Annotated in this window: 21 protein-coding genes; 14 read left to right on the forward strand and 7 right to left on the reverse strand. The window is 58.8% G+C overall.

The annotated features are described in order from the left end of the window. Positions 1–8: 8 nt before the first annotated feature. On the forward strand, positions 9–767 hold the full coding sequence (phnP, locus tag ACTJI7_RS21410) for a phosphonate metabolism protein PhnP (RefSeq protein WP_047366872.1): 759 nt from the start codon (positions 9–11) through the stop codon (positions 765–767). Positions 768–819: 52 nt separating this feature from the next. Here the strand turns inward: phnP and yjdP are convergent, their stop codons facing one another. Both yjdP and ACTJI7_RS21420 read right to left on the reverse strand, forming a co-directional pair. Continuing rightward, on the reverse strand, positions 820–1143 hold the full coding sequence (yjdP, locus tag ACTJI7_RS21415) for a DDRRRQL repeat protein YjdP (protein WP_028015201.1): 324 nt from the start codon (positions 1141–1143) through the stop codon (positions 820–822). 69 nt (positions 1144–1212) lie between these two features. Beyond that, on the reverse strand, positions 1213–3492 hold the full coding sequence (locus ACTJI7_RS21420) for an ATP-binding protein (protein ID WP_047366871.1): 2280 nt from the start codon (positions 3490–3492) through the stop codon (positions 1213–1215). Between the two features lie 125 nt (positions 3493–3617). Here ACTJI7_RS21420 and ACTJI7_RS21425 point away from each other — a divergent pair, with 125 nt between their 5' ends. From ACTJI7_RS21425 to ACTJI7_RS21450, 6 genes are read left to right on the forward strand one after another with little or no spacing between them, the layout of a single operon-like run. Then, entirely contained in the window at positions 3618–5138 is a 1521-nt protein-coding gene (locus ACTJI7_RS21425) for a sugar ABC transporter ATP-binding protein (protein ID WP_028015199.1), read from the forward strand. Beyond that, on the forward strand, positions 5135–6130 hold the full coding sequence (locus ACTJI7_RS21430) for an ABC transporter permease subunit (protein WP_028015198.1): 996 nt from the start codon (positions 5135–5137) through the stop codon (positions 6128–6130). Before ACTJI7_RS21425 ends, ACTJI7_RS21430 begins: the two co-directional genes overlap by 4 nt. Before the next feature lie 30 nt (positions 6131–6160). Beyond that, the gene (locus ACTJI7_RS21435) at positions 6161–7102 is read left to right on the forward strand and encodes an ABC transporter substrate-binding protein (RefSeq protein ID WP_028015197.1); all 942 of its coding nucleotides are present in this window, start codon (positions 6161–6163) and stop codon (positions 7100–7102) included. Between the two features lie 49 nt (positions 7103–7151). Continuing rightward, positions 7152–7838, forward strand: coding sequence for a D-lyxose/D-mannose isomerase (locus tag ACTJI7_RS21440; RefSeq protein WP_063155539.1), 687 nt, complete (start codon positions 7152–7154; stop codon positions 7836–7838). A gap of 10 nt (positions 7839–7848) precedes the next feature. Continuing rightward, positions 7849–8709, forward strand: a complete 861-nt coding sequence (locus tag ACTJI7_RS21445) for a ketose 1,6-bisphosphate aldolase (protein ID WP_028015195.1) — start codon at positions 7849–7851, stop codon at positions 8707–8709. Then, entirely contained in the window at positions 8706–9713 is a 1008-nt protein-coding gene (locus tag ACTJI7_RS21450; protein WP_182034418.1) for a carbohydrate kinase family protein, read from the forward strand. The genes ACTJI7_RS21445 and ACTJI7_RS21450 overlap by 4 nt, the downstream gene beginning before the upstream one ends. Here the strand turns inward: ACTJI7_RS21450 and ACTJI7_RS21455 are convergent. After that, on the reverse strand, positions 9710–10441 hold the full coding sequence (locus ACTJI7_RS21455) for a response regulator (protein WP_048960190.1): 732 nt from the start codon (positions 10439–10441) through the stop codon (positions 9710–9712). The two genes, ACTJI7_RS21450 and ACTJI7_RS21455, sit on opposite strands and share 4 nt — an antisense overlap. A gap of 257 nt (positions 10442–10698) precedes the next feature. Between ACTJI7_RS21455 and fdhF the strand changes: the two genes are divergently transcribed. The 3 genes from fdhF to ACTJI7_RS21470 all read left to right on the forward strand — a co-directional run bounded on the left by fdhF (position 10699) and on the right by ACTJI7_RS21470 (position 14115). Beyond that, positions 10699–12846 carry a formate dehydrogenase subunit alpha gene (gene fdhF, locus ACTJI7_RS21460; protein ID WP_080350604.1) on the forward strand — a complete coding sequence of 716 codons (2148 nt, stop codon included), beginning with the start codon at positions 10699–10701 and terminating at the stop codon, positions 12844–12846. A gap of 320 nt (positions 12847–13166) precedes the next feature. After that, positions 13167–13319, forward strand: coding sequence for a Hok/Gef family protein (locus ACTJI7_RS21465; RefSeq protein ID WP_028015189.1), 153 nt, complete (start codon positions 13167–13169; stop codon positions 13317–13319). Positions 13320–13440: 121 nt separating this feature from the next. Continuing rightward, entirely contained in the window at positions 13441–14115 is a 675-nt protein-coding gene (locus ACTJI7_RS21470; RefSeq protein WP_045261055.1) for a tetratricopeptide repeat protein, read from the forward strand. 80 nt (positions 14116–14195) lie between these two features. On the opposite strand, the gene gltP is transcribed toward ACTJI7_RS21470, so the two are convergent. Next, a complete protein-coding gene (gene gltP / locus ACTJI7_RS21475) occupies positions 14196–15509 on the reverse strand; it encodes a glutamate/aspartate:proton symporter GltP (protein ID WP_028015187.1) in 1314 nt (437 codons plus the stop codon). A 423-nt stretch (positions 15510–15932) separates the two neighbouring features. Here gltP and acs point away from each other — a divergent pair, with 423 nt between their 5' ends. From acs to actP, 3 genes are all read left to right on the forward strand, one after another. Continuing rightward, a complete protein-coding gene (acs, locus tag ACTJI7_RS21480) occupies positions 15933–17891 on the forward strand; it encodes an acetate--CoA ligase (RefSeq protein WP_047366863.1) in 1959 nt (652 codons plus the stop codon). A gap of 134 nt (positions 17892–18025) precedes the next feature. After that, positions 18026–18340, forward strand: a complete 315-nt coding sequence (locus ACTJI7_RS21485; RefSeq protein WP_028015185.1) for a DUF485 domain-containing protein — start codon at positions 18026–18028, stop codon at positions 18338–18340. Next, positions 18337–19986, forward strand: a complete 1650-nt coding sequence (gene actP / locus ACTJI7_RS21490; RefSeq protein ID WP_047366862.1) for a cation/acetate symporter ActP — start codon at positions 18337–18339, stop codon at positions 19984–19986. The genes ACTJI7_RS21485 and actP overlap by 4 nt, the downstream gene beginning before the upstream one ends. 32 nt (positions 19987–20018) lie before the next feature. Here the strand turns inward: actP and ACTJI7_RS21495 are convergent, their stop codons facing one another. Continuing rightward, positions 20019–20708: an LrgB family protein gene (locus ACTJI7_RS21495; protein WP_045630755.1), complete on the reverse strand. Its 690-nt coding sequence runs from the start codon at positions 20706–20708 to the stop codon at positions 20019–20021. Further along, entirely contained in the window at positions 20701–21111 is a 411-nt protein-coding gene (locus tag ACTJI7_RS21500) for a CidA/LrgA family protein (protein ID WP_047366861.1), read from the reverse strand. Before ACTJI7_RS21500 ends, ACTJI7_RS21495 begins: the two co-directional genes overlap by 8 nt. A gap of 102 nt (positions 21112–21213) precedes the next feature. On the opposite strand from ACTJI7_RS21500, the gene ACTJI7_RS21505 reads away from it, so the two are divergent. Beyond that, a complete protein-coding gene (locus ACTJI7_RS21505) occupies positions 21214–22101 on the forward strand; it encodes a LysR family transcriptional regulator (protein ID WP_041911529.1) in 888 nt (295 codons plus the stop codon). Between the two features lie 81 nt (positions 22102–22182). On the opposite strand, the gene ACTJI7_RS21510 is transcribed toward ACTJI7_RS21505, so the two are convergent. Then, complete coding sequence (locus ACTJI7_RS21510; RefSeq protein ID WP_028015180.1) at positions 22183–23829, reverse strand: Na+/H+ antiporter; 1647 nt, start codon at positions 23827–23829, stop codon at positions 22183–22185. Positions 23830–23845: the final 16 nt, after the last annotated feature.

Consider the following 23845-nt stretch of genomic DNA (forward strand, 5'->3'; position numbering starts at 1 on the left):
GGTGCGTTATGAGTCTGACCATCACGTTAACGGGAACCGGAAGCGCACAGCTGGTCCCGGTCTTTGGCTGCGACTGCGCGGCGTGTCGCAGGGCGCGCCTGCAGGACAACTATCGCCGTCGCCCCTGTAGCGCGGTGGTCAAATTCAACGATGCTGTCACCCTGCTGGATGCGGGCATTCCGCACCTGATGGACGATTGGCCGGCGGGGAGCTTCCAGCAGTTTTTGCTCACGCACTATCATATGGATCACGTCCAGGGGCTGTTCCCCCTGCGCTGGGGCGTGGGCGCAACCATCCCGGTCTTCGGCCCGCCGGATGAAGCGGGCTGTGACGACCTGTTTAAACACCCCGGTATTCTGGATTTCAGCCACACGGTCAAGCCGTTCGTGATGTTTGAGCTGCAGGGGCTGCGGGTCACGCCGCTGCCGCTCAACCATTCAAAACTGACCTTCGGGTATCTGCTGGAATCGGCCCATAGCCGCGTGGCGTGGCTTTCTGATACCGCCGGGCTGCCGGATAAAACGGTGACGTTTCTGCTCAACAATCAGCCACAGGCGATAATCATCGACTGCAGCCATGAACCGCGTCCGGAGACACCGCGCAACCACAGTGATTTAAATACGGTGATTGCCCTGAACGAGGTGATTGGCTGTCCGCAGGTGATCCTGACGCACATTAGCCATCAGTTTGACGCATGGATGATGGATAACCCGCTGCCGGACGGCATTGAAGCGGGATATGACGGGATGGTACTTGTGCTGGATTAGGTTTTCTCCCTCTCCCGTGGGAGAGGGTTGGGGTGAGGGCAACAGGCCGCACTTAGCCGCGATCGTAATCGTCTTCCAACCTGCGCTCGTCCTCTTCTAACCGACGCCTGTCGTCGTCCAGCTGGCGCTGACGCTCGTCTAAGCGGCGGCGTCTGTCTTCGAGCTGCCGACGACGATCGTCGTACTGTCGGCTGTCGATTTGACGGCTGCGGTCGTAACGATCGTCGTCATCGTCATTACGGCTGCTGCTGGGGTTGTAGGCATCGTTGATCGCCTGCTGAATGTTGCCAATGGCGTCATCAATCACATCGGCATGCGCCAGTTGGCTGGTTAAAGTCAGCAGACCAAATAACAGGACGGTAGAGTAACGTTTCATAAGGCCAGACTCGCAGGGGAACTGGCCTTACGGTAATGAATGGCTGGGAACCGGGGTAGCGGAGGAATCTCAAATTACCATCACCTTCCGCAGCGCCTGCGCCAGCTGCTGGCGGGTAAACGGCTTACGCAGTAACGGAACGTCCGGCAGCTGCGGGTTATGCGCCGGGCGCAAATCCTGCCCGCTGATCAGCAGCACCGGAAGCTGCGGATAATGGCTGCGCACATGGTTAATCACCTCGGCCCCGCTCAGGCTTCCGGGCAACATCAGATCGCTGATAAACATACCAATATCCGGCGACGCCGCCAGCATGCTCAGGGCCTGCTCGCCGCTGTCCGCTTCGAGCGTCAGGTAGCCAAGCTGATGCAGCTGTTCGCACAGGGTCTGGCGAACGTCCGCCTCATCTTCCAGCACCAGTACAAGCCGCTCGTGATCCACGGACGTTGTGGCAGCCAGCGCTTCATCCTCCGAAACGGCGGGCAGCGTCGAGCGCGGGAGGTGGAGCCGCACGGTCGTTCCTTGTCCCGGCGCGCTTTCGATCTCTACCCGCCCCCCGGACTGACGCACAAAACCGTACACCATCGACAGGCCCAGCCCGCTTCCGCTTCCGGTCTGCTTGGTGGTGAAGAACGGTTCAAAAACCCGGGATTTCACCTCCTGCGACATCCCGCTGCCGCGATCGATGACCTCCAGCGCTACCATATCCTGCCTGCGTCCGTCGCTGCGGGTCACGCGCTGGTTCCAGGTGCGAATTTTGATCGCCCCGCTCTGGCCTTCCATCGCATCCCGGGCGTTCATCACCAGGTTGATAATGGCGTTCTCCAACTGGCTGACGTCAATCCACGCGGGCCATGCCGGGGTTTGCGCTTCAATCTCCAGGGTAAGCGTGGCGGGCAGCGAGTGGCGCATCAGTTCCCGAAGGTTTTCCAGCAGGGGCAGCATCTCTACTGCATGCGGCGTCAGGGACTGTTTGCGGGAAAACGCCAGCAGCCGCTGGGTCAGCAGCGCGCCGCGTTCGGCAGCCTTCAGCGCACGGGTAATGCGCGGCGCGTCGTTTGATTCGGGGTCTGTCAGCTCAAGGCTGCCGATAATTACCGCCAGCAGGTTGTTAAAATCATGCGCCAGCCCGCCGGTCAGCTGTCCGACGGCCTTCATCTTCTGGCTGTGCAGCAGCGCCTCTTCCAGCCCCTGACGCTCGATGCGGTCAATCTCCATCTGCGTGGTTTTCTCTTTCAGCAAACGCGTGGTGTGCTCAAGCGAGGCGGTGTTGCGGGCAAAAACGTTAAACGCGCGCGCCAGCTCGCCCAGCTCGTCGCGCCGCTGCAGCGCAGGAACAGAAACATCCTGTTCACCGTGGGCAAGTCGCGACATCGCCCGGGAGATGGCCGTCAGGTTGGAGCCCAGATTGCGGTAGATATACCAGCAGGCGCAGCCGGTGATGATCAGCGCCAGCACGGCGAAGATGCTGATAAACACGCTGATGGATTGCAACTCGTGATGGCTCTGGGCCGTGCGAAACCGGGAAGCCTGCGCCACCTGCTCAACGTACTGATTAATATCGCTATTAAGGATCGCCACCAGCGCCTTAATGTGGAACATATACCAGCTGATGGACAGATCGCTCTCCTCCAGCTGCTTCGACAGCGGGGCAAGCTTGCGCAGCTCGGCGTTAAAATCGGGCAGAACGCCCTCCACGACCGGCTGTATGGCGCTTCGGGGCAGCGTGGCGGTCACGGCGTCCAGCTGCTGAACGGTAGCACGCGGCGAAGGTGTATCAATCGCGGCCGCGATCAGCCGATCCATCTCCATCAGCTGCCGCGCGTCCGGCACGTTGCTGCCGAAGCGGCGGTTGATGTCCTGAAGATGGCGTAAATAGCTCTGGCTTTGATAGAGCGAGCTCAGCAGCGCGTTACGCTCAAGATGCCGCTTTTGCCCACGCTCCAGCATCCCCGTTACGCTTTGCTGTAATTCATTGCTTCTGCGAATAATCCGCGCCACCAGCGCCGGCTCCTGCTGCGCCAGCGGGGCATCCGCCAGCTGTTCCAGCGAGCGGCGCAGCGCCGTTTGCATCTGCTTCAGCCGCTCGGCCTCGCCTTTGTACTCCAGCGCCCCCACTACCTGCGAAAGCCGCACCGCCGCCGTTGCCACGTTGGCCGTGTCGCGCGCGAGGTTCATGCTCCCGGTCATGTCGTCCAGCGTTTGCTGTTGGACCTGCTCCTGGATCTGGCTGGCATGACGAAAGCCGAGCACCGCCACGCCGCTCACCATCAGCGTGACGGCGACCACCAGCAGGTTAAATATCAGCAGGCGACCGCGGGCGCTGGAGAAGAACGGGGGGCGTGAAGACATGTTGACTCCGTAACTGTGATCCACATTCGCTATTCATAACTATGACAAATATGAACAGCTTCTGACATTTTGCATTTACGCACCTGTGATGAAGTGCAGATATCGACATTCACAGGAGATCCGCCATGAGCAGAACCCCGGTTTTAGAGATGCGCCACATTGCCAAAACCTTTGGCAATTTCCACGCGCTCAAGGGCGTGGATTTGACGGTCTTCCCCGGTGAGATCCACGCGCTGATGGGGGAAAACGGCGCGGGAAAAAGCACGCTGATGAAGATCCTCGCGGGGGCCTATACCGCCACCGGCGGCGAGATCCTGATCGACGGCCAGCCGTTTCACATCAAAGGGCCGAAGGACGCGCTGGCCGCAGGCATTACCCTGATTTACCAGGAGATGCAGCTCGCCCCCAATCTGACCGTCGCTGAAAATATCTTCCTCGGCAGCGAGCTGTCGCGCGGCGGGCTGGTGCAGCGCAAGGAGATGGCCGCCCAGGCGCAGGCGGTGATTGACCGTCTCGGCGCGCAGTTCAGCGCTACCGACCTGGTGATGAAGCTGACCATCGCCGAGCAGCAGCAGGTGGAAATCGCCCGCGCGCTGCACCGCAACAGCCGCATCCTGGTGATGGACGAACCCACCGCCGCCCTCTCCTCCCGCGAAACCCATCGCCTGTTTGAACTGATTTTGCGCCTGCGCGATGAAGGCATGGCGATTATCTATATCAGCCACCGCATGGCGGAAGTTTATGAACTCTCTGACCGCGTGAGCGTTCTGCGCGACGGGCAGTACGTCGGCAGCCTGACGCGCGACAAGCTGAACGCGTCTGAACTGGTGAAGATGATGGTGGGCCGCCCGCTCAGCGATCTGTTCAACAAAGAGCGCGATATCCCTCTCGGCAGCCCGCGTCTCAACGTGCACCACCTCACCGACGGTAAAAAAGTGCAGCCATGCAGCCTGCAGGTGCGCTCCGGTGAAATCGTCGGGCTGGCGGGGCTGGTCGGGGCCGGACGCTCCGAGCTGGCGCAGTTGATTTTCGGCGTGCGCAAGGCCACCGGCGGGATGATTGAGGTGGACGGCGAGCCGGTGGTGATCCACTCCCCGCGCGCGGCCATTGAAAACGGGATTGGTTTTCTCACCGAGAACCGCAAGGAGCAGGGGCTGTTTCTGGAGCTGGCGGCGCAGGAGAACATCACCATGGCGACGCTGGAGCGCGACGCCACCTTCGGCATGCTTAACCGCAAAAAAGCCCAGTCCATTTCCGATGATGCTATCGCCCTGCTTAACATCCGCGTGCCCCATTCTCAGGTGCGCGCGGGCGGGCTCTCCGGCGGCAACCAGCAAAAGCTGCTGATCTCCCGCTGGGTGGCGATTGGCCCGCGCATTCTGATTCTCGACGAACCCACGCGCGGGGTGGACGTCGGTGCCAAAAGCGAGATCTACCGCATCATGAACCAGATGGCGCGCAAGGGCGTGGCGATTTTGATGATCTCCAGCGAGCTGCCGGAAGTGGTGGGGATGAGCGACCGGGTGTACGTAATGCGGGAAGGCAGCATTGCGGGTGAACTGCACGGGCGCGACATCTCTCAGGAAAATATTATGACGCTGGCAACCGGCGTGAACGACACACATCATCAGGCGGTGCAATCATGACAACTCCAACCCATCCGCAGCAGGTGGCGAAATCCGCCTCCGCCAAAAAAATGCTGATGAGCGATCTGATGCAAACGGTCGGCATTTTGCCGATTTTAATCCTGATTGTGGCGGTGTTTGGCTTTATCGCCCCGAACTTCTTTACCGAAAGTAACCTGCTCAACATTACCCGTCAGGCGTCGATCAACATCGTGCTGGCGGCGGGGATGACCTTCATCATTCTGACCGGCGGGATTGACCTCTCCGTGGGCTCGATTCTGGGCACCACGGCGGTGGCGGCGATGGTGGTCTCGCTTATTCCTGAATTCGCGATGCTCTCCATTCCGGCGGCGCTGATGCTCGGCATGGTGCTGGGGCTGTTCAACGGCGCGCTGGTGGCCTTCGCCGGGCTGCCGCCGTTTATCGTCACGCTCGGCACCTATACGGCGCTGCGAGGCGCGGCGTATCTGCTGGCGGACGGCACCACGGTGATTAACTCCAGCATCAGCTTCGAGTGGATCGGCAATAACTATCTCGGCCCGATTCCGTGGCTCGTCGTCATTGCCCTGGCGGTCATCGCTATCTGCTGGTTCATCCTGCGCCGCACCACGCTCGGCGTTCATATCTACGCGGTCGGCGGCAACATGCAGGCGGCGCGCTTAACCGGCATCAAGGTCTGGCTGGTGCTGCTGTTTGTCTACGGCATGAGCGGCCTTCTCTCCGGCCTCGGCGGGGTGATGAGCGCCTCGCGCCTCTACAGCGCCAACGGCAACCTCGGCACGGGTTACGAGTTGGATGCGATTGCGGCGGTAATCCTCGGCGGCACCAGCTTCGTCGGCGGGATCGGCACGATCACCGGCACGCTGGTGGGGGCGCTGATCATCGCCACCCTCAACAACGGCATGACGCTGATGGGCGTCTCCTACTTCTGGCAGCTGGTGATCAAAGGGGCGGTGATCATCATAGCGGTGCTAATCGACAAATACCGTACCCGACATCATCAAAGTGCATAACAACAATACCCTACAAGCGAGGAAGACAAGATGCGTTTGAAACCCTTAGTGACCGCGCTCTGTGCTGGCGCCCTGCTGGCCGCAACGCCGTTTGCGCAGGCAAAAGATCTGAAGTCCATCGGCGTGACGGTGGGCGACCTGGCTAACCCGTTCTTCGTGCAGATCACCAAAGGTGCCGAGCTGGAAGCACGCAAGCTGGCTGGCGATAACGTCAAGGTGACGCTGGTTTCCAGCGGTTACGATCTGGGCCAGCAGGTGTCGCAGATCGATAACTTCATTGCCGCGAAGGTGGACATGATCATCCTCAACGCTGCGGATTCCAAAGGGATCGGCCCGGCGGTGAAGCGAGCCAAAGAAGCGGGGATCGTGGTCGTGGCGGTGGACGTGGCGGCGGAAGGGGCCGATGCGACCATCACCTCCGATAATACCCAGGCGGGGGAAATGGCCTGTAAGTACATTACCGACCGCCTGAAAGGCAAAGGCAACGTGGTGATCATCAATGGACCGCCGGTCTCCGCGGTGCAGAACCGCGTGGAAGGCTGCCAGACGGAATTCAAAAAACATCCGGACATCAAGGTGCTATCGGACAACCAGAATGCCAAAGGCAGTCGTGAAGGCGGGCTGGAAGTGATGACCTCCCTGCTGGCGGCCAATCCGAAGATCGACGGCGTATTCGCGATTAACGATCCGACCGCGATCGGCGCCGATCTGGCGGCGAAACAGGCCCAGCGCAACGAGTTCTTTATCGTCGGCGTGGACGGTTCCCCGGACGGTGAAGAGGCGCTGAAGCGCGAAAACTCCCTGTTTGTGGCGACCCCGGCGCAGGATCCGCAGGTGATGGCGGCGAAGGCGGTGGAGATCGGCTATGACATTCTGCAGGGCAAACCTGCGCCGAAAGAGCCTGTGCTGATCCCGGTGACGATGATCGATAAAAAGAACGTCGGCACGTATAAGGGGTGGACGGTTAAATGATCCTTTTCCCTCTCCCACAGGGAGAGGGAACTGTTTTCAAGGAGTCCCCATGAAACGCTCCGACATCAATGAAATCCTCGGCCACACGCGGCAGTTCTTTTCCATGCACGACGTGCATCTCCCGCCGTTTGCCAGCTTTCCACCCACAAAATGGCAGCAGCTTGACCAGGCCGCGTGGCAGGAAGTGTTTGACCTCAAGCTCGGCTGGGACGTGACCGCTTTCGGCGGCAACAGCTTTTCCGCACAGGGTCTGACGCTGTTTACCCTGCGCAACGGCTCCCCGAACGGCGTGCCGTATGAGAAATGCTACGCCGAAAAAATCATGCACGTGCGCGACGGCCAGGTGACGCCGATGCATTTTCACTGGCGCAAGCGGGAAGACATCATTAACCGGGGCGGCGGGAACCTGATTATTGAGTTATGGAATGCCGGGATGCATGAGGAGACCGAAAACACCGACGTGACCGTCACGATTGACGGCTGTCGGCAAACCCACGCTCCCGGCAGCCAGCTGCGCCTCACACCAGGGGAAAGCATCTGTCTCACGCCCGGTCTGTATCACAGCTTCTGGGGCGAACGCGGCTTTGGCGACGTGCTGGTGGGCGAAGTGTCGTCGGTGAATGACGACGAGCACGACAACCACTTTTTGCAGCCCGTTGCCCGCTATAACAACATCGAAGAAGACGAACCGGCGGTGCTGGTGCTGTGCAACGAGTACAACCTGTTTCGGAGATAAGGAGTGAATGATGCCACTGATTTCTCTTGCCGACGGTCTTGAGCACGCCAGGAAACATCGCTACGCGCTGGGCGCGTTCAACGTGCTCGACTCCCATTTCCTGCGCGCGCTGTTTGCCGCCGCAAAGCAGGAACGTTCGCCGTTTATCATCAACATCGCCGAAGTGCACTTTAAGTATGTTTCCCTGGATTCGCTGGTCGAAGCGGTCAAGTTCGAAGCCGCCCGTCACGATATTCCCGTGGTGCTGAATCTCGACCACGGCCTGCATTTCGAGGCCGTCGTGCGCGCCCTGCGCCTGGGGTTTAGCTCGGTGATGTTCGACGGCTCGACGCTGAGCTACGAGGAGAACATTCGCCAGACCCGGGAAGTGGTGAAGATGTGCCACGCGGTGGGCGTCTCGGTGGAGGCGGAGCTGGGCGCGGTCGGCGGGGATGAAGGCGGCGCGCTGTACGGACATGCGGATGAAGCGTTCTTTACCGACCCGCAGCTGGCGCGGGAGTTTGTCGATAAGACCGGCATAGACGCGCTGGCGGTCGCCATCGGCAACGCGCACGGCAAATACAAAGGCGAGCCGAAGCTCGATTTCCCGCGCCTGGACGCCATTCGTCAGCAGACGGGGCTGCCGCTGGTACTGCACGGCGGCTCCGGGATTAGCGATGCCGACTTCCGCCGCGCCATCGAGCTGGGCATTCATAAAATCAACTTCTACACCGGCATGTCGCAGGCCGCGCTCGCCGCCGTTGAGCAGCGTATGGCGAACCGCCAGCCGCTGTACGATGAGTTTGCCGAACTGCTGCTGGGGATAGAAGAGGCGATAACCGATACGGTCGCCGAGCAGATGCGCATCTTCGGCAGCGCGGGACAGGCATAATGGAACGCAAAGGCATCATCGCCGCAGGCAATATGCTGGTGGATCACGTTCACCAGATCGTGCAGTGGCCGGAGCGCGGCTGGCTGGCGGAAATCACCCACAGCGAACGCTCCACCGGCGGCGCGCCGCTCAACGTGCTGCTGACGCTGGCGAAAATGCACGCCGGCCTGCCGCTGCAGGCGGTGGGGCTGATCGGGGAAGACGGCGACGGGGATTACATTCTGGCGATGCTCGACCAGTACCACGTCAACCGCCAGCGCGTGCAGCGCACCACCTTCGCCCCAACCTCCATGTCGCAGGTGATGACCGATCCCAGCGGGCAGCGCACCTTTTTCCACTCGCCGGGCGCCAACCGTCTGCTGGATCTTCCCGCCTTCGATCGTCTCGATGGATCGATGAAGATCTTCCATCTCGGCTACCTGCTGCTGCTCGACAGCCTGGATATGCCGGATGACGAGTTTGGCACCCGCAGCGCGCGGCTGCTGGCGCAGATGCGCGAGCAGGGGTATGAAACCTCCCTTGACCTGGTGTCCCGCAAGGGCGACCCGCGCTATCAGCCGCTGGTACTCCCTGCCCTGCGCCATCTGGATTATCTGGTGATTAACGAGCTCGAGGCTGGTGAGTTTAGCGGGCTGGAGATGCGCGACGCCGACGATGCGCTGAACATCGCCCATATCGCCGATGCCGCGGCGCAGCTGCTGGCGGCAGGCGTTCGTCAGCGGGTGGTAATCCACTGCCCGGAAGGGGCATGGGGTGAAACACCGGGAGAAGCAGGCCGATGGGTTCCGTCCTGGAAGCTGGAGCAGAACGAGATTATCGGCAGCGTCGGCGCGGGCGATGCCTTTTGCGCGGGCTTTTTATACGGCTGCCATGAATCGCTGCCGCTGACAGAAAGTATTTATCTGGCCCACGCCTGCGCGCGGGCAAGCCTGCTGGCGGCCAATGCGATTGACGGCGCGAAAACGCTGGCCGAGCTGCAGCTGTTTATTAAAGAGAATACTTAGGCCGCTTTCTCGCTATGAGACACATCGGCGGCAAAAACGTAGCCCAGACCGCGCATGGTTTTGATGAGCTTAGGCTGATGCGGGTTGACCTCGATTTTTCGCCGCAGGCGCATGATCAACACGTCAATCGTGCGGTCGAATACCTCGGTACTTTCGCTGTGGGTGAGCTCAAGCAGCTGCTCGCGGCTCAGTACCCGGCGGGCATTTTGCGTGAGCGCCAGCAGCAGGCCATATTCACCCTGAGTCAGTGGCACGGCGTTACGCTGCGGATCAATCAGTTCACAGCGGGCGGTGTCCAGCGTCCAGTCGTTGAAGGTTATCCCCGCCGCACGTGGCATCGGCGCTTCGGCTGCCAGCGCTCCGGTACGACGCAGCACGGCCTTAACGCGTGCCACCACCACGCGTGGATTAAACGGTTTGCCAATATAATCGTCAGCCCCCATCTCCAGCCCCACCACCACGTCTGATTCACTGCCCAGCCCGGTTAACATGATCACCGGTAGCGCCGGGCGCTGCTTTTGCAGCTGCAGCAAAACCTGCAGGCCGTTGATGTCCGGCAGCATCATATCCAGCAGAACAAGGGCGATAGCCGGCTCCTGTTGAACCTGCCGCAGCGCATCCTGGCCGTTGTGGCAGACAAGCACGCTAAAGACGTGCTCGCTCAGCACATCCTGCAGCAGTTCACACACTGCCATATCGTCATCAACCACCAGAATCGCCGGTTTCATCATATGCTTCCGTCAGGGGATTATGTTAAGTCTGAACCATTCTGCCGTCGGCTCCAGTGAAATGAATTTTTCCGTGACGGAAATTCAACCCATGTCACATCCGCCGCTCATTCGACACGTCAATTTTGACGATTGTCTGCATTTCGTCAGGGATTTCGCCGTGAATGCACCGTAAAGCCGGTGAGTAACCCCACTAAAAACATGGCATAGAAGCTGCATTAGTCGGTGCGAAAGATTTGATTAACTGGAGCAGACTGATGAAAAAAGTCGTCACGGTTTGCCCTTATTGTGCCTCAGGTTGCAAGATCCACCTGGTGGTCGATAACGGCAAAATCGTCCGGGCGGAGGCCGCGCAGGGGAAAACCAACCAGGGCACGCTGTGCCTGAAGGGGTATTACGGCTGGGATTTTATTAACGATACACAAATCCTCACCCCGCGCCTGAAAAACCCTATGATCCGCCGCGAGCGCGGCGGCAAGCTGGAAGCCGTCTCCTGGAACGAGGCGCTGGATTACGTCGCCACGCGCCTGAGTGCCATTAAGGCCAAGTATGGCCCGGATGCCATTCAGACCACCGGCTCCTCACGCGGGACCGGGAATGAAACCAACTACGTGATGCAAAAATTCGCGCGCGCCGTTATTGGTACCAATAACGTCGACTGCTGCGCTCGCGTCTGACACGGCCCATCGGTTGCAGGTCTGCACCAGTCGGTCGGTAACGGCGCAATGAGTAATGCTATCAACGAGATAGATAACACCGATCTGGTGTTTATCTTCGGTTATAACCCGGCGGATTCTCACCCTATCGTCGCGAACCACGTGATTCGCGCTAAACAGAACGGGGCGAAAATTATCGTCTGCGATCCGCGCAAAATCGAAACCGCGCGCATTGCGGATATGCACATTGCGCTGAAAAACGGCTCGAATATCGCGCTGTTGAATGCGATGGGGCACGTCATTATTGAGGAGAACCTGTACGACCAGGCGTTTGTCGCCACGCGTACGGAAGGGTTTGAAGAGTACCGGAAAATTGTCGAAGGCTACACGCCGGAGTCGGTAGAGGCGATAACCGGCGTCAGCGCGCAGGAGATCCGCCAGGCGGCACGGATGTATGCCGGAGCGAAAACCGCCGCCATCCTGTGGGGCATGGGCGTGACCCAGTTCTACCAGGGCGTGGAAACCGTGCGCTCCCTGACCAGCCTCGCGATGCTGACCGGGAATCTGGGCAAAGCGCACGTCGGCGTTAACCCGGTTCGCGGCCAGAATAACGTCCAGGGTGCCTGCGACATGGGCGCGCTGCCGGACACGTATCCGGGCTACCAGTACGTGAAGTACCCGGAAAACCGCGAGAAGTTCGCGAAGGCCTGGGGCGTGGAGAGCCTGCCGGCACACACCGGCTATCGCATCAGCGAGCTGCCGCACCGCGCGGCGCACGGTGAAGTGCGGGCGGCCTACATCATGGGTGAAGATCCGCTCCAGACCGACGCCGAGCTGTCTGCGGTGCGCAAAGGCTTTGAGGATCTGGAGCTGGTGATTGTCCAGGATATCTTCATGACCAAAACCGCGGCGGCGGCGGATGTGATTCTCCCGTCGACCTCCTGGGGCGAGCATGAAGGCGTCTATACGGCGGCGGACCGCGGCTTCCAGCGCTTCTTTAAGGCGGTCGAGCCGAAGTGGGATTTGAAAACGGACTGGCAGATCATCAGCGAAATCGCCACCCGCATGGGCTACCCGATGCACTACAACAACACCCAGGAGATCTGGGACGAGCTGCGGCATCTGTGCCCGGACTTTTATGGGGCAACCTATGAAAAAATGGGTGAGCTGGGCTACATCCAGTGGCCGTGCCGGGACGAGTCTGAGGCCGACCAGGGGACGTCGTATCTCTTTAAAGAGAAATTTGACACGCCGAACGGGCTGGCGCAGTTCTTCACCTGCGACTGGGTTGCGCCGATCGATAAACTCACCGAGGAGTACCCGATGGTGCTCTCGACCGTGCGTGAAGTAGGTCACTACTCCTGCCGTTCGATGACCGGTAACTGCGCCGCGCTGGCGGCGCTGGCGGACGAACCGGGCTACGCGCAGATCAACACCGCCGACGCCGAACGGCTCGGTATTGAAGATGAAGCGCTGGTGTGGGTGAATTCGCGCAAAGGCCGCATCATTACCCGCGCGCAGGTCAGCGACCGTCCAAACAAAGGGGCTGTCTATATGACCTACCAGTGGTGGATTGGTGCCTGTAACGAGCTGGTGACGGAGAACCTCAGCCCGATAACCAAAACGCCGGAGTATAAATACTGCGCCGTCAACGTTGAGCCGATTGCGGATCAGCACGCGGCGGAACAGTATGTGATCGACGAATATAACAAGCTGAAAGCACGGCTGCGTGAAAGCGCAATGGGTTGAAGCCGTTAATTAATCGTTGAATAAAGGGAGTGAGTTATTCACTCCCTTTTTATTTCCGCTTAAAACATTAAAAATATAAATTATTATTCTGGAAAGCGACTCGCAAAATAATGTAATTCGCGCAGAACAGAATTACATCTTTGCATTTTAATTCAGAAGGATAAGATGTGCGGCGGGTGCTTAAGACTTTCTGTCTTGAGCATTGTTGAGGGACAGAAAGTGGAAAGCCCCGGGAAATTTTCATTCACCCGAGGCTACCCCTCAACTACCAACAGGTTGAGAGTAGCCTCTTCTTCTTTTTTTGACAAGGAGTAAAAGGCATGACGCCATTAAAAACTGCGTTAGGCATCGTCTTTATTATCTGCCTGACGATAGTGATATTTACCTTTATTACTCGCGGTAGACTGTGCGAGTTTTCAATAAAGAGTGAACATCAGGAGGTGGCGGCGAAATTAGCCTGCGTGGCAGGCTAACCTCTACGGGCGAAACCACGGTTTCGCCCGGCTTGTAGGATGTTGAGGTCTTAATGCACCCATTTTTTTCTTTTGCTACCGCGATTATACTGCGCGGCGTGTACCCAGATGATAAGAATCCATGAAAGCCATTTTTCTGTTGTTGTTATTTTTTACGTCGTTCGCCCGCGCGGATGAGATAGGCAGCCAGTATCAGAAGCAGGCGGAAGCCGGCGATGCCCGCGCCCAGTATTATCTCGCCGATACCTACTTCAGCTCCGGTGACAGAAAGCAGGCAGCGCTGTGGGCCGAGAAAGCCGCGAAAGGCGGTGATGTCGACGCCATGGGGTTACTCTCGCAGATCCTCTTTACGCAGGGGGATTACGCTCAGGCTAAAGCGCTGGCGCAGCAGGCCACCATCGCCGGCAGCAAGCGCGGCACGATTATGCTGGCGCGTATTATGGTGAACACGCAGGCGGGTAAAACCGACTATCCTCAGGCCATCAAGCTCCTGCAAACGGCGGCCGAAGATATCGACAACGACTCGGCGGTCGATGCGCAGCTGCTGCTGGGGCTGATTTATGCCAACGGCGTAGAGGTGCCGCAGGATGACGTACAGGCGGCGTCATGGTTTAAGCGTAGCTCGTCGCTGTCACGTACGGGCTATGCGGAATACTGGGCAGGAATGCTGTTCCAGCAGGGTGAGAAAGGCTTTATCACGCCGAATAAGCAGAAAGCGCTCTACTGGCTAAACCTGAGCTGTACCGAAGGGTTTGATACGGGGTGTGAAGAGTTTGATGCGTTGAGCGGAGAATAACGTGCCGGGTGGCGGCGTCGCCTTACCCGGCCTACAAAACCCGTAGGCCCGGTAAGCGCAGCGCCACCGGGCTTAGGATGTTACTGGTCAGCCGTCTTATCAAAACGACCCAGCACTTCGCGTTCATACGCCAGCGCTTTTTTACGGTCGAATTTGTGTTCCCACTTGGCGATAACCAGCACCGCCAGCGCGTTACCCACCACGTTAAGCGCCGTACGCGCCATATCGAGGATACGGTCCACACCGGCGATAAACGCCAGGCCTTCCAGCGGAATACCCACGCTGCCCAGCGTCGCCAGCAGCACCACGAAGGAGACGCCCGGCACGCCTGCGATGCCCTTTGAGGTCACCATCAGCGTCAGAACCAGTACGATCTCCTGCCACAGCGACAGGTCAATGCCGTACAGCTGCGCGATAAAGATCGCCGCAATACTCTGGTACAACGTCGAGCCATCCAGGTTAAAGGAGTAGCCGGTCGGCACCACGAAGCTCGTTATCGACGCTGGCGCACCGTACGCCTCCATCTTCTCAATGATGCGCGGCAGCACGCTCTCAGAGCTTGCGGTGGAGTACGCCAGAATCAGTTCATCCTTCAGGATGCGGATCAGGATCCAGATACTCAGCCCGCACAGGCGCGCCACAATCCCCAGCACCACCAGCGCGAAGAACAGAATGGCGAAGTGCACCAGGATCACCAGCTTCGCCAGCGGCCACAGGGAGGCAAAACCAAAGTTCGCCACGGTCACGGCGATAAGCGCGAACACCCCAACCGGCGCGTAGCGCATCACCATGTGGGTCACTTTGAACATGGTTTCGGAGATTGAGCGGAACACGGTGACCAGCGGCTCACGGTGTGTTGCCGGCAGGGAGGAGAGCCCCAGACCAAACAGCACCGAGAAGAAGATGATCGGCAGCATCTCGCCTTTCGCCATGGAAGCAATGATGTTGGTCGGCACCAGCGACAGGATAGTCCCCATCAGACCGTGGGAATGGCTCTGCACGTCAGCGGTGGTGCTTTGGTATTTCGAAATATCCACCGTCGCCAGCTGCGACATATCGATCCCGGAGCCTGGCTGGAATACGTTCGCCAGCGTTATGCCGAGGATAATCGCAACCGTGGTGATCACTTCGAAATAGAGAATAGTTTTCGCGCCAATGCGGCCTAACTGCTTCGCATCGCCGACGCCCGCGATACCGACCACCAGCGTCGAGATCACAATAGGCACCACAATCATCTTAATCAGATGAATAAAAATATCGCCTGCCGGAGAGAGCAGGTTCGCAATCAGCCACTCGCGGCTGTCGCTATGATAATGAAGATAACTGCCCAGCAAGATGCCCAGCACAAGGGCCAGCAGGATCTGCCAGGCCAGGCTGACTTTCAAATTTTTCATAGAAACTGACTTCCTCAATGAAATCTCCGCACCAGCAAAACTGCATGAATATGGAGACATACTGAAAGGGTATGAATTGTGTTGCGTTGGTTTATGGGATTTTTTAACGCGGCGTATGAGTATCATTTGCACGACCTGTTGCGCAAGCCTTAAAGAACGACGCATTTCACTATCAAAAGCGGTTATGACGCGAGTTTGTCATAATTCTGATAAATAACCTTTTGTTATAAAAACGCTTTTTTATAAAGAATTGTGAATAATCGGCATCGTGAATTATTTCCCTTCAAAGTTTCATTCGCTCAATTTTCAACCTGTTCAAACAATGCGTGATCTGTCGCCCAAATACTAAACAAAGCTTGTAAAGCCCCTACTATTAACGTTTTTGCGACATATTATTAACATCTTACAAGGAGAAAAAAAGCCATGAGCCAAATACACAAACACGACATTCCCGCAAACATTGCGGACCGTTGCCTGATCACCCCGGAGCAGTACCACGAGAAATATCAGCAATCTGTTACCAGCCCGGACGCCTTCTGGGGCGAGCAGGGTCACATCCTTGACTGGATCAAACCTTATCAGAAGGTGAAGAATACCTCTTTCGCGCCAGGCAACGTCTCCATTAAATGGTATGAAGACGGCACGCTGAACCTGGCGGCGAACTGCCTGGACCGCCATCTTGCCGAACGCGGCAACGAAACGGCCATTATCTGGGAAGGCGACGATGCCTCTCAGAGCAAACATATCTCTTATAAAGAGCTGCACCGCGACGTCTGCCGCTTCGCCAACGTGCTGCTGGACCAGGGGATTAAAAAAGGCGACGTGGTGGCGATCTACATGCCGATGGTGCCGGAAGCGGCAGTAGCTATGCTCGCCTGCGCGCGTATCGGCGCGATCCACTCCGTCATCTTCGGCGGCTTCTCCCCTGAAGCGGTTGCCGGGCGCATCGTTGACTCGAACTCGAAGCTGGTGATCACCGCCGACGAGGGCGTACGCGCCGGGCGCGGTATTCCGCTGAAGAAAAACGTCGATGAAGCGCTGAAAAACCCGAACGTAAAATCCATCAATAACGTCATTGTCCTCAAGCGTACCGGCGGCAAGATCGACTGGCACGAGGGGCGTGACCTGTGGTGGAGCGACCTGATTGAAAAAGCGAGCGACCAGCATCAGCCGGAAGAGATGAACGCGGAAGATCCGCTGTTTATTCTTTACACCTCCGGCTCAACCGGTAAACCGAAAGGCGTACTGCACACCACCGGCGGCTATCTGGTCTATGCGGCCACCACCTTTAAATACGTCTTCGACTACCATCCGGGCGACATCTACTGGTGTACCGCCGACGTGGGCTGGGTCACCGGACACAGCTACCTGCTGTACGGCCCGCTGGCCTGCGGCGCAACGACGCTGATGTTTGAGGGCGTACCGAACTGGCCGACCCCGGCGCGCATGTGTCAGGTGGTCGATAAGCACCAGGTCAACATTCTTTACACCGCGCCAACGGCGATCCGCGCGTTAATGGCGGAAGGCGATAAGGCCATCGAGGGCACCGACCGCTCCTCATTGCGCATCCTCGGCTCCGTGGGCGAGCCCATCAACCCGGAAGCCTGGGAGTGGTACTGGAAGAAAATCGGTAACGAGAAGTGCCCGGTGATGGACACCTGGTGGCAGACCGAAACCGGCGGCTTCATGATCACCCCAATGCCGGGTGCCACGCAGCTGAAGGCCGGCTCGGCAACCCGTCCGTTCTTCGGCGTGCAGCCTGCGCTGGTGGATAACGAAGGTAATCCGCAGGAAGGCGCCACCGAGGGTAACCTGGTGATCACAGACTCCTGGCCGGGCCAGGCGCGCACGCTGTTTGGCGATCACGAGCGCTTCGAGCAGACCTACTTCTCGACCTTTAAAAACATGTACTTCAGCGGCGACGGCGCGCGCCGGGATGAAGACGGTTATTACTGGATCACCGGACGCGTGGACGACGTGCTGAACGTTTCCGGCCACCGTCTGGGTACGGCAGAAATTGAGTCCGCGCTGGTGTCGCATCCGAAGATTGCCGAAGCGGCGGTGGTCGGCATTCCTCACAACATCAAGGGCCAGGCGATCTACGCCTACGTCACCCTGAACCACGGTGAAGAGCCGTCGCCGGAGCTGTATACCGAGGTGCGCAACTGGGTACGTAAAGAGATTGGCCCGCTTGCCACGCCGGACGTACTGCACTGGACAGACTCGCTGCCGAAAACCCGTTCCGGCAAGATTATGCGCCGTATCCTGCGCAAAATCGCGGCAGGCGATACCAGCAACCTCGGCGATACCTCAACGCTTGCCGATCCTGGCGTGGTGGACAAACTGCTCGAAGAGAAGCAGGCCATCGCAATGCCATCGTAGTGTTTTCTCCCTCTCCCCGTGGGAGAGGGCCGGGGTGAGGGCATTAGACCGCACCTTCCTCCCCTCACCCTAACCCTCTCCCCATAGGGGAGAGGGGATAAAACAAACCAACCTTACCTCTGGAGATTTCTGTGATGAATAACGATATTTGTCAGCAGATAGAGAATAGTGCGCACTACAGGGAGCTCGTCGATAAGCGGCAACGGTTTGCCTTCACCCTTTCCATCATCATGCTGATTATCTATGTCGGCTTTATTCTGCTGATCGCCTTTGCGCCGCACTGGCTGGGCACCCCGTTACATGAGGGCACCAGCGTGACGCGCGGTATCCCCATTGGCATTGGCGTGATCGTGATTTCGTTTGTGCTGACCGGCGTCTACGTCTGGCGCGCGAACGGTGAGTTCGATCGTCTTAATAAAGCGGTACTGCAAGAGGTAAAAGCATCATGAAGCGAATCCTGACGGCGCTAGCCGCCACACTTCCCTTTGCCGCCCACGCGGCGGATGCCATTACCGGCGAGGTACAGCGTCAGCCAACCAACTGGCAGGCGATTATCATGTTCCTGATTTTCGTGGTGCTGACGCTGTACATTACGTACTGGGCGTCGAAACGCGTTCGCTCCCGTAACGATTACTACACTGCGGGCGGCAACATTACCGGCTTCCAGAACGGCCTGGCGATTGCGGGTGACTTTATGTCCGCCGCCTCGTTCCTCGGGATCTCCGCGCTGGTGTACACCTCCGGCTATGACGGCCTGATCTACTCCCTCGGCTTCCTTGTCGGCTGGCCGATTATTCTGTTCCTGATTGCCGAGCGCTTGCGCAACCTGGGACGTTACACCTTCGCTGACGTGGCATCCTATCGCCTGAAGCAGGGGCCGATTCGTACCCTCTCCGCCTGCGGCTCGCTGGTGGTGGTGGCGCTGTATCTGATCGCCCAGATGGTGGGCGCGGGCAAGCTTATCGAACTGCTGTTTGGCCTGAACTACCACGTCGCGGTGGTGCTGGTGGGCGTGCTGATGGTGATGTACGTTCTGTTCGGCGGCATGCTGGCCACCACCTGGGTGCAGATCATCAAAGCCGTACTGCTGCTGTTCGGCGCGAGCTTTATGGCCTTTATGGTGATGAAACACGTCGGCTTCAGCTTCAATAACCTGTTCACCGAAGCGATGGCTGTCCACCCGAAAGGAGAAGCGATCATGAGCCCGGGCGGGCTGGTGAAAGATCCGATCTCCGCGCTCTCTCTCGGTCTCGGCCTGATGTTTGGTACCGCTGGCCTGCCGCACATTCTGATGCGTTTCTTCACGGTGTCAGACGCGCGTGAAGCGCGTAAGAGCGTCTTCTACGCCACCGGTTTCATGGGCTACTTCTACATTCTTACCTTCATTATCGGCTTCGGCGCGATCATGCTGGTGGGCGCGAACCCGGCGTTTAAAGACGCGGCGGGTGCGCTGATTGGCGGTAACAACATGGCGGCGGTGCACCTGGCCGACGCGGTGGGCGGCAACCTGTTCCTCGGCTTTATCTCCGCCGTGGCCTTCGCCACCATCCTTGCGGTGGTCGCCGGGCTGACGCTGGCGGGCGCGTCTGCGGTATCGCACGACCTCTACGCCAACGTCTTCCGTAAAGGCGCGAGCGAGCGCGACGAGCTGAAGGTTTCCAAAATCACCGTGCTGGTGCTGGGCGTGGTCGCTATTCTGCTGGGGATCCTGTTTGAGAAGCAGAACATCGCCTTTATGGTGGGACTGGCCTTCTCAATTGCGGCAAGCTGTAACTTCCCAATCATTCTGCTCTCCATGTACTGGTCCAAACTGACCACCCGTGGGGCGATGATAGGCGGCTGGCTCGGCCTGCTGACAGCGGTAATTCTGATGATCCTCGGCCCGACCATCTGGGTGCAGATCCTCGGTCACGAAAGCGCTATCTTCCCGTACGAGTACCCGGCGCTGTTCTCCATTGCCGTGGCGTTTATCGGTATCTGGGTCTTCTCGGCTACCGACAACTCGCCGGAGGGTAACCTGGAGCGTGAGAAATTCCGCGCCCAGTTTATCCGCTCACAAACCGGCCTCGGCGTTGAGCAGGGCCGCGCACACTAAGCCTTTCTCCCCGGTTGCTCTGGCCGGGGAGCTTAAAACATCACCCACGCCACCAGCGGCGCAATTAACACCATCGTCACGCCCGAGAGCATCATCACCAGGCTTGCCACCACGCCCTCCTGCTGACCGAGTTCATACGAACGCGCCGTGCCTGCCCCGTGAGATGCCGCGCCAAACCCTGCTCCTTTCGCCATCCCTTCACGGATAGAGAGCCGCAGGAACAGTACATCTCCCACCGCCATGCCAAAGACGCCCGTCACCACCACAAACAGCGCCACCAGGTCCGGCTGCCCGCCGAGCGGTTTGGCGGCCGCCAGCGCAAACGGCGTGGTCACCGAGCGCACGGCCAGGCTGCGCTGAATTTCATCGGAGAGGGTAAACAGCCGCGCCAGCCAGACGGAGCTACAGACCGCCACCACCGTCGCGGTGACGACGCCCGCGCTGAGCGACATCCAGTGGCGTTTGATAATCGCCAGGTTGTCATACACCGGCACCGCAAAGGCGATAGTCGCCGGGCCGAGCAGCCACAGCAGCCAGTGGGATTCACCAATGTAGTTCTGCCAGGAGATATGGCCGAAGACCAGCATCAGCACCAGCAGGATCGGCGTGAAGACCAGCGGCATCAGCGGCAGCGTGCGAAAGCGGCGATACAGGCGTTTGTTGGCAAAGTAGATGGCGACCGTCACGATCAGGCACAACACGCTTATCTGAAAGTTAGTCATGCTTTTGCCTGCTGATTTCGAACCGGTACACCTTATCCACCACCCAGGCGGTGGCACCCAGCACCATCAGCGTGCTCAGGGCAATAACCGTGAAGATGCGCCAGCCGTCGACCATCAGCAGCTGCGCATAGTTCACCACCGCCACCACGGCCGGAACGAAGAACAGCAGCATCTCCGCCAGCAGCCAGCGCGCGCCGGCGCGCACCCAGCTGAGGGGCAACGCGCGGCAGAGGATCAGCACCAGCATCAGCACCATTCCCACCAGGTTGGCGGGTAAAGGCAGGTGCAGCCAGTCGACAAGGTATTCCGCAAAAACAAACAGTCCCGCGTAGAGCAGTACCTGAACTGGTACCTGGAGTCGTTGCACAACGGCAGGCGTAACACGGCTTAACGCCACGGCCATGGTTTTTTTCCTCAGAATTGAGACGAGGCGCCAGTATAGTGAGCGTACGTCATCGACTGAAATGAATTAAAATCATCGAAGGTATAGTTTCGAGGAATAATCATGGACATAAGAACGCTGCGCTATTTTGTCGAGGTGGTTCGCCAGCAAAGTTTTACCCGCGCAGCGGAGAAGTTGTTCGTTACCCAGCCAACCATCAGCAAAATGCTGAAAAACCTCGAAGACGAGCTGAACTGCACCCTGCTGATCCGCGACGGACGCAAGCTGCTGCTGACCGATACCGGACGCGTGGTGTTCGAGCGCGGGCTGGCGATCCTGGCGGAGTTTCGCCAGCTTGAGGCCGAGCTTGCGGACATCAACCACCTGACGAAAGGTCTGCTGCGGCTCGGCATTCCGCCGATGGTTGGCATGATGATGGCCGGGCCGATAAGCCTGTTCCGCCAGCGCTACCCCGGCGTTGAGCTTAAAATATCTGAGTTTGGCGGCCTGACCGTGCAGCAGGCGGTGATCAACGGCGAGCTGGACGTGGCGATGACGGCCCTTCCCGTGGAGGAAGAGAGCGGGCTGGCAACGCTGCCGCTGTTCAGCCATCCACTGTGCGTGCTGGTGCCCCGCTCCGGCGACTGGCTGAAGATAGACTCAGTGAAGCCCGATCTGCTCGGCGAACACCCGCTGCTGATCTACAACGAAGACTTCGCCTTAAGCCGCCAGTTGATGACTCTGTTTAACCACCATAACGTGAAGCCGCGTATTGCGGTACGCAGCGGCCAGTGGGATTTCCTCGCGGCAATGGTGCAGGCGGGCGTGGGAATTGCCATTCTGCCACAGCCGATCTGCGAGCGGCTTGATAAAAACACGCTGCGCTGGATCCCGCTGGAGAGTGACCTGCACTGGCAGTTGGGGATGATTTGGCGTGAAGGAGTGTATCTTTCGCACAGCGCACAGGCGTGGCTGCAATGTTGTGAGGGGTTTTGGGTGCGGTCTGAATAGTGCCGGGTGGCGGCTTCGCCTTATCCGGCCTACGGTTCAAATGTAGGCCCGGTAAGCGTAGCGCCACCGGGCAACAACGCGCTACTGATTCTCTATTAACAGCGCTTCTAACAGGTCCAGATCGTGCAGCAGCTTTTGCAGCGTCTCGTTGCTGATCTGACGCGTCGCGCGCAGGTGATACAGCTCGGCACGCTCGGAGCGCAGCGCCGCCAGGCGGAAACGACGCTCGAGGTTCTCTTCCTGCAGCGAGCTTTCCACGTCGTTACGTCCGTCAGCACGACGGCGCAAATTACCAATCACGCGTGAACTGACTTCCTTCAGCAGCTGGTTATCAATGTTCTCTTCGGCATCGGCAGCCAGACGCTCCTCCATCTTCTCAATGGCGACAATCGCGACTTCTGCCGTCGCCGCACGGGCTATCCGCTCCTCTTTGTGCTGTTGGGTCGAGTCACCGGCATCAATGTGCTGGAGTAAAATCGGCAGCATAATCACGCCGACAAACAGCGAGAAGAGAATCACGCCCGCCGCCAGGAACACCAGCTCGTAGCGCGCCGGGAAGACGTCGCCCGTCGGCAGCAGCAGCGGAATAGAGAGCACACCGGCGAGGGTTATCGCCCCGCGTACGCCCGCGAAGGAGGCAATCAGCAGCTCGCGCGTGGTCCAGGAGCCGAACTCCATCGGCTTTTTGGTCAGGAAGCGGACGCTGAACTTTTTCATCGTCCACAGCCAGCCGAAACGCACCAGCATTAATGCCATGTAGATCAGCACGATATCGGTAAACAGCATCCAGACTTCAACGTTTGGATCCGCCTCCGCCGCGATCAGCGAGGATTCCATAATGCCCGGCAGCTGCAGGCCCAGCAGCAGGAAGACCATGCCGTTAAAGACAAACTCCAGCATCGCCCAGGTGCTGTTGGCGCGCAGGCGCATCGCCAGCGGCGCGCGGCGCATCACGCCGGAGCGGGTGATGGTCATCCCCGCGGCTACCGCAGCCAGAATGCCCGAGACGCCGATATGTTCAGCGATAAGGTAAGAGGCAAACGGCAGCAGGAACAGCAGAACGATTTGTGTCGCCGGTTCATCGCCGCCCCAGCGGCTGAGGAAGCGCAGCGAACGACCGTACAGCCAGCTCACCACGAAGCCCGCGAGAATACCGCCAATCGCCACCTTGAAGAATTCCAGGGTCGCGCCACCAATGGTAAAGACCATGGTGCCCATGGCTACCGCCACGGCAAACTTCAGGGCCACCAGGCCGGAAGCGTCGTTCATCAACGCCTCGCCCTGCAAAATGCCCATTATTTTCTTCGGAATGCGCCCTTCACCCACGATGCCGGAAAGGGCCACGGCGTCGGTCGGCGACAGCACGGCGGCCAGCGCAAAGGCGGGAATTAACGGGATACCCGGTACGGCCCAGTAGATCAGGAAACCAATCCCGACCACGGTAACGACCACCAGCGCCAGCGCCAGGCCGAAGATCTCTCGCCCGTGCTCAAGAAATTCGCGCGTCGGCGTTTTCCAGCCATCGGCAAACAGCAGCGGCGGGATAAACAGCACGAGGAACAGTTCCGGATCGAACTCCACGTGCAGACCGAACGTCGGCCACGCCAGCAGCGCGCCGATGGCTATTTGCATTAAAGGCAGGGGGACCTGGAAGGGCAGTACGCGTGTAACCACCCCGGATAATGAGACCACAAGGGTCATGATGAGTATTGTGAAGAAAATTTCCATGCGTTCCCTGTTTGCT

It is taken from the genome of Enterobacter sp. 22499, from assembly GCF_052044815.1.
GTDB classification, from domain to species: domain Bacteria; phylum Pseudomonadota; class Gammaproteobacteria; order Enterobacterales; family Enterobacteriaceae; genus Enterobacter; species Enterobacter bugandensis.

Bases quoted from the DNA above. Each gene is read 5' to 3' on its own strand.
- phnP (WP_047366872.1), top strand. From the start codon at position 9: ATGAGTCTGACCATCACGTTAACGGGAACCGGAAGCGCACAGCTGGTC.
- yjdP (WP_028015201.1), bottom strand. From the start codon at position 1,143: ATGAAACGTTACTCTACCGTCCTGTTATTTGGTCTGCTGACTTTAACC.
- ACTJI7_RS21420 (WP_047366871.1), bottom strand. From the start codon at position 3,492: ATGTCTTCACGCCCCCCGTTCTTCTCCAGCGCCCGCGGTCGCCTGCTG.
- ACTJI7_RS21425 (WP_028015199.1), top strand. From the start codon at position 3,618: ATGAGCAGAACCCCGGTTTTAGAGATGCGCCACATTGCCAAAACCTTT.
- ACTJI7_RS21430 (WP_028015198.1), top strand. From the start codon at position 5,135: ATGACAACTCCAACCCATCCGCAGCAGGTGGCGAAATCCGCCTCCGCC.
- ACTJI7_RS21435 (WP_028015197.1), top strand. From the start codon at position 6,161: ATGCGTTTGAAACCCTTAGTGACCGCGCTCTGTGCTGGCGCCCTGCTG.
- ACTJI7_RS21440 (WP_063155539.1), top strand. From the start codon at position 7,152: ATGAAACGCTCCGACATCAATGAAATCCTCGGCCACACGCGGCAGTTC.
- ACTJI7_RS21445 (WP_028015195.1), top strand. From the start codon at position 7,849: ATGCCACTGATTTCTCTTGCCGACGGTCTTGAGCACGCCAGGAAACAT.
- ACTJI7_RS21455 (WP_048960190.1), bottom strand. From the start codon at position 10,441: ATGAAACCGGCGATTCTGGTGGTTGATGACGATATGGCAGTGTGTGAA.
- ACTJI7_RS21465 (WP_028015189.1), top strand. From the start codon at position 13,167: ATGACGCCATTAAAAACTGCGTTAGGCATCGTCTTTATTATCTGCCTG.
- ACTJI7_RS21470 (WP_045261055.1), top strand. From the start codon at position 13,441: ATGAAAGCCATTTTTCTGTTGTTGTTATTTTTTACGTCGTTCGCCCGC.
- gltP (WP_028015187.1), bottom strand. From the start codon at position 15,509: ATGAAAAATTTGAAAGTCAGCCTGGCCTGGCAGATCCTGCTGGCCCTT.
- acs (WP_047366863.1), top strand. From the start codon at position 15,933: ATGAGCCAAATACACAAACACGACATTCCCGCAAACATTGCGGACCGT.
- ACTJI7_RS21485 (WP_028015185.1), top strand. From the start codon at position 18,026: ATGAATAACGATATTTGTCAGCAGATAGAGAATAGTGCGCACTACAGG.
- actP (WP_047366862.1), top strand. From the start codon at position 18,337: ATGAAGCGAATCCTGACGGCGCTAGCCGCCACACTTCCCTTTGCCGCC.
- ACTJI7_RS21495 (WP_045630755.1), bottom strand. From the start codon at position 20,708: ATGACTAACTTTCAGATAAGCGTGTTGTGCCTGATCGTGACGGTCGCC.
- ACTJI7_RS21500 (WP_047366861.1), bottom strand. From the start codon at position 21,111: ATGGCCGTGGCGTTAAGCCGTGTTACGCCTGCCGTTGTGCAACGACTC.
- ACTJI7_RS21505 (WP_041911529.1), top strand. From the start codon at position 21,214: ATGGACATAAGAACGCTGCGCTATTTTGTCGAGGTGGTTCGCCAGCAA.
- ACTJI7_RS21510 (WP_028015180.1), bottom strand. From the start codon at position 23,829: ATGGAAATTTTCTTCACAATACTCATCATGACCCTTGTGGTCTCATTA.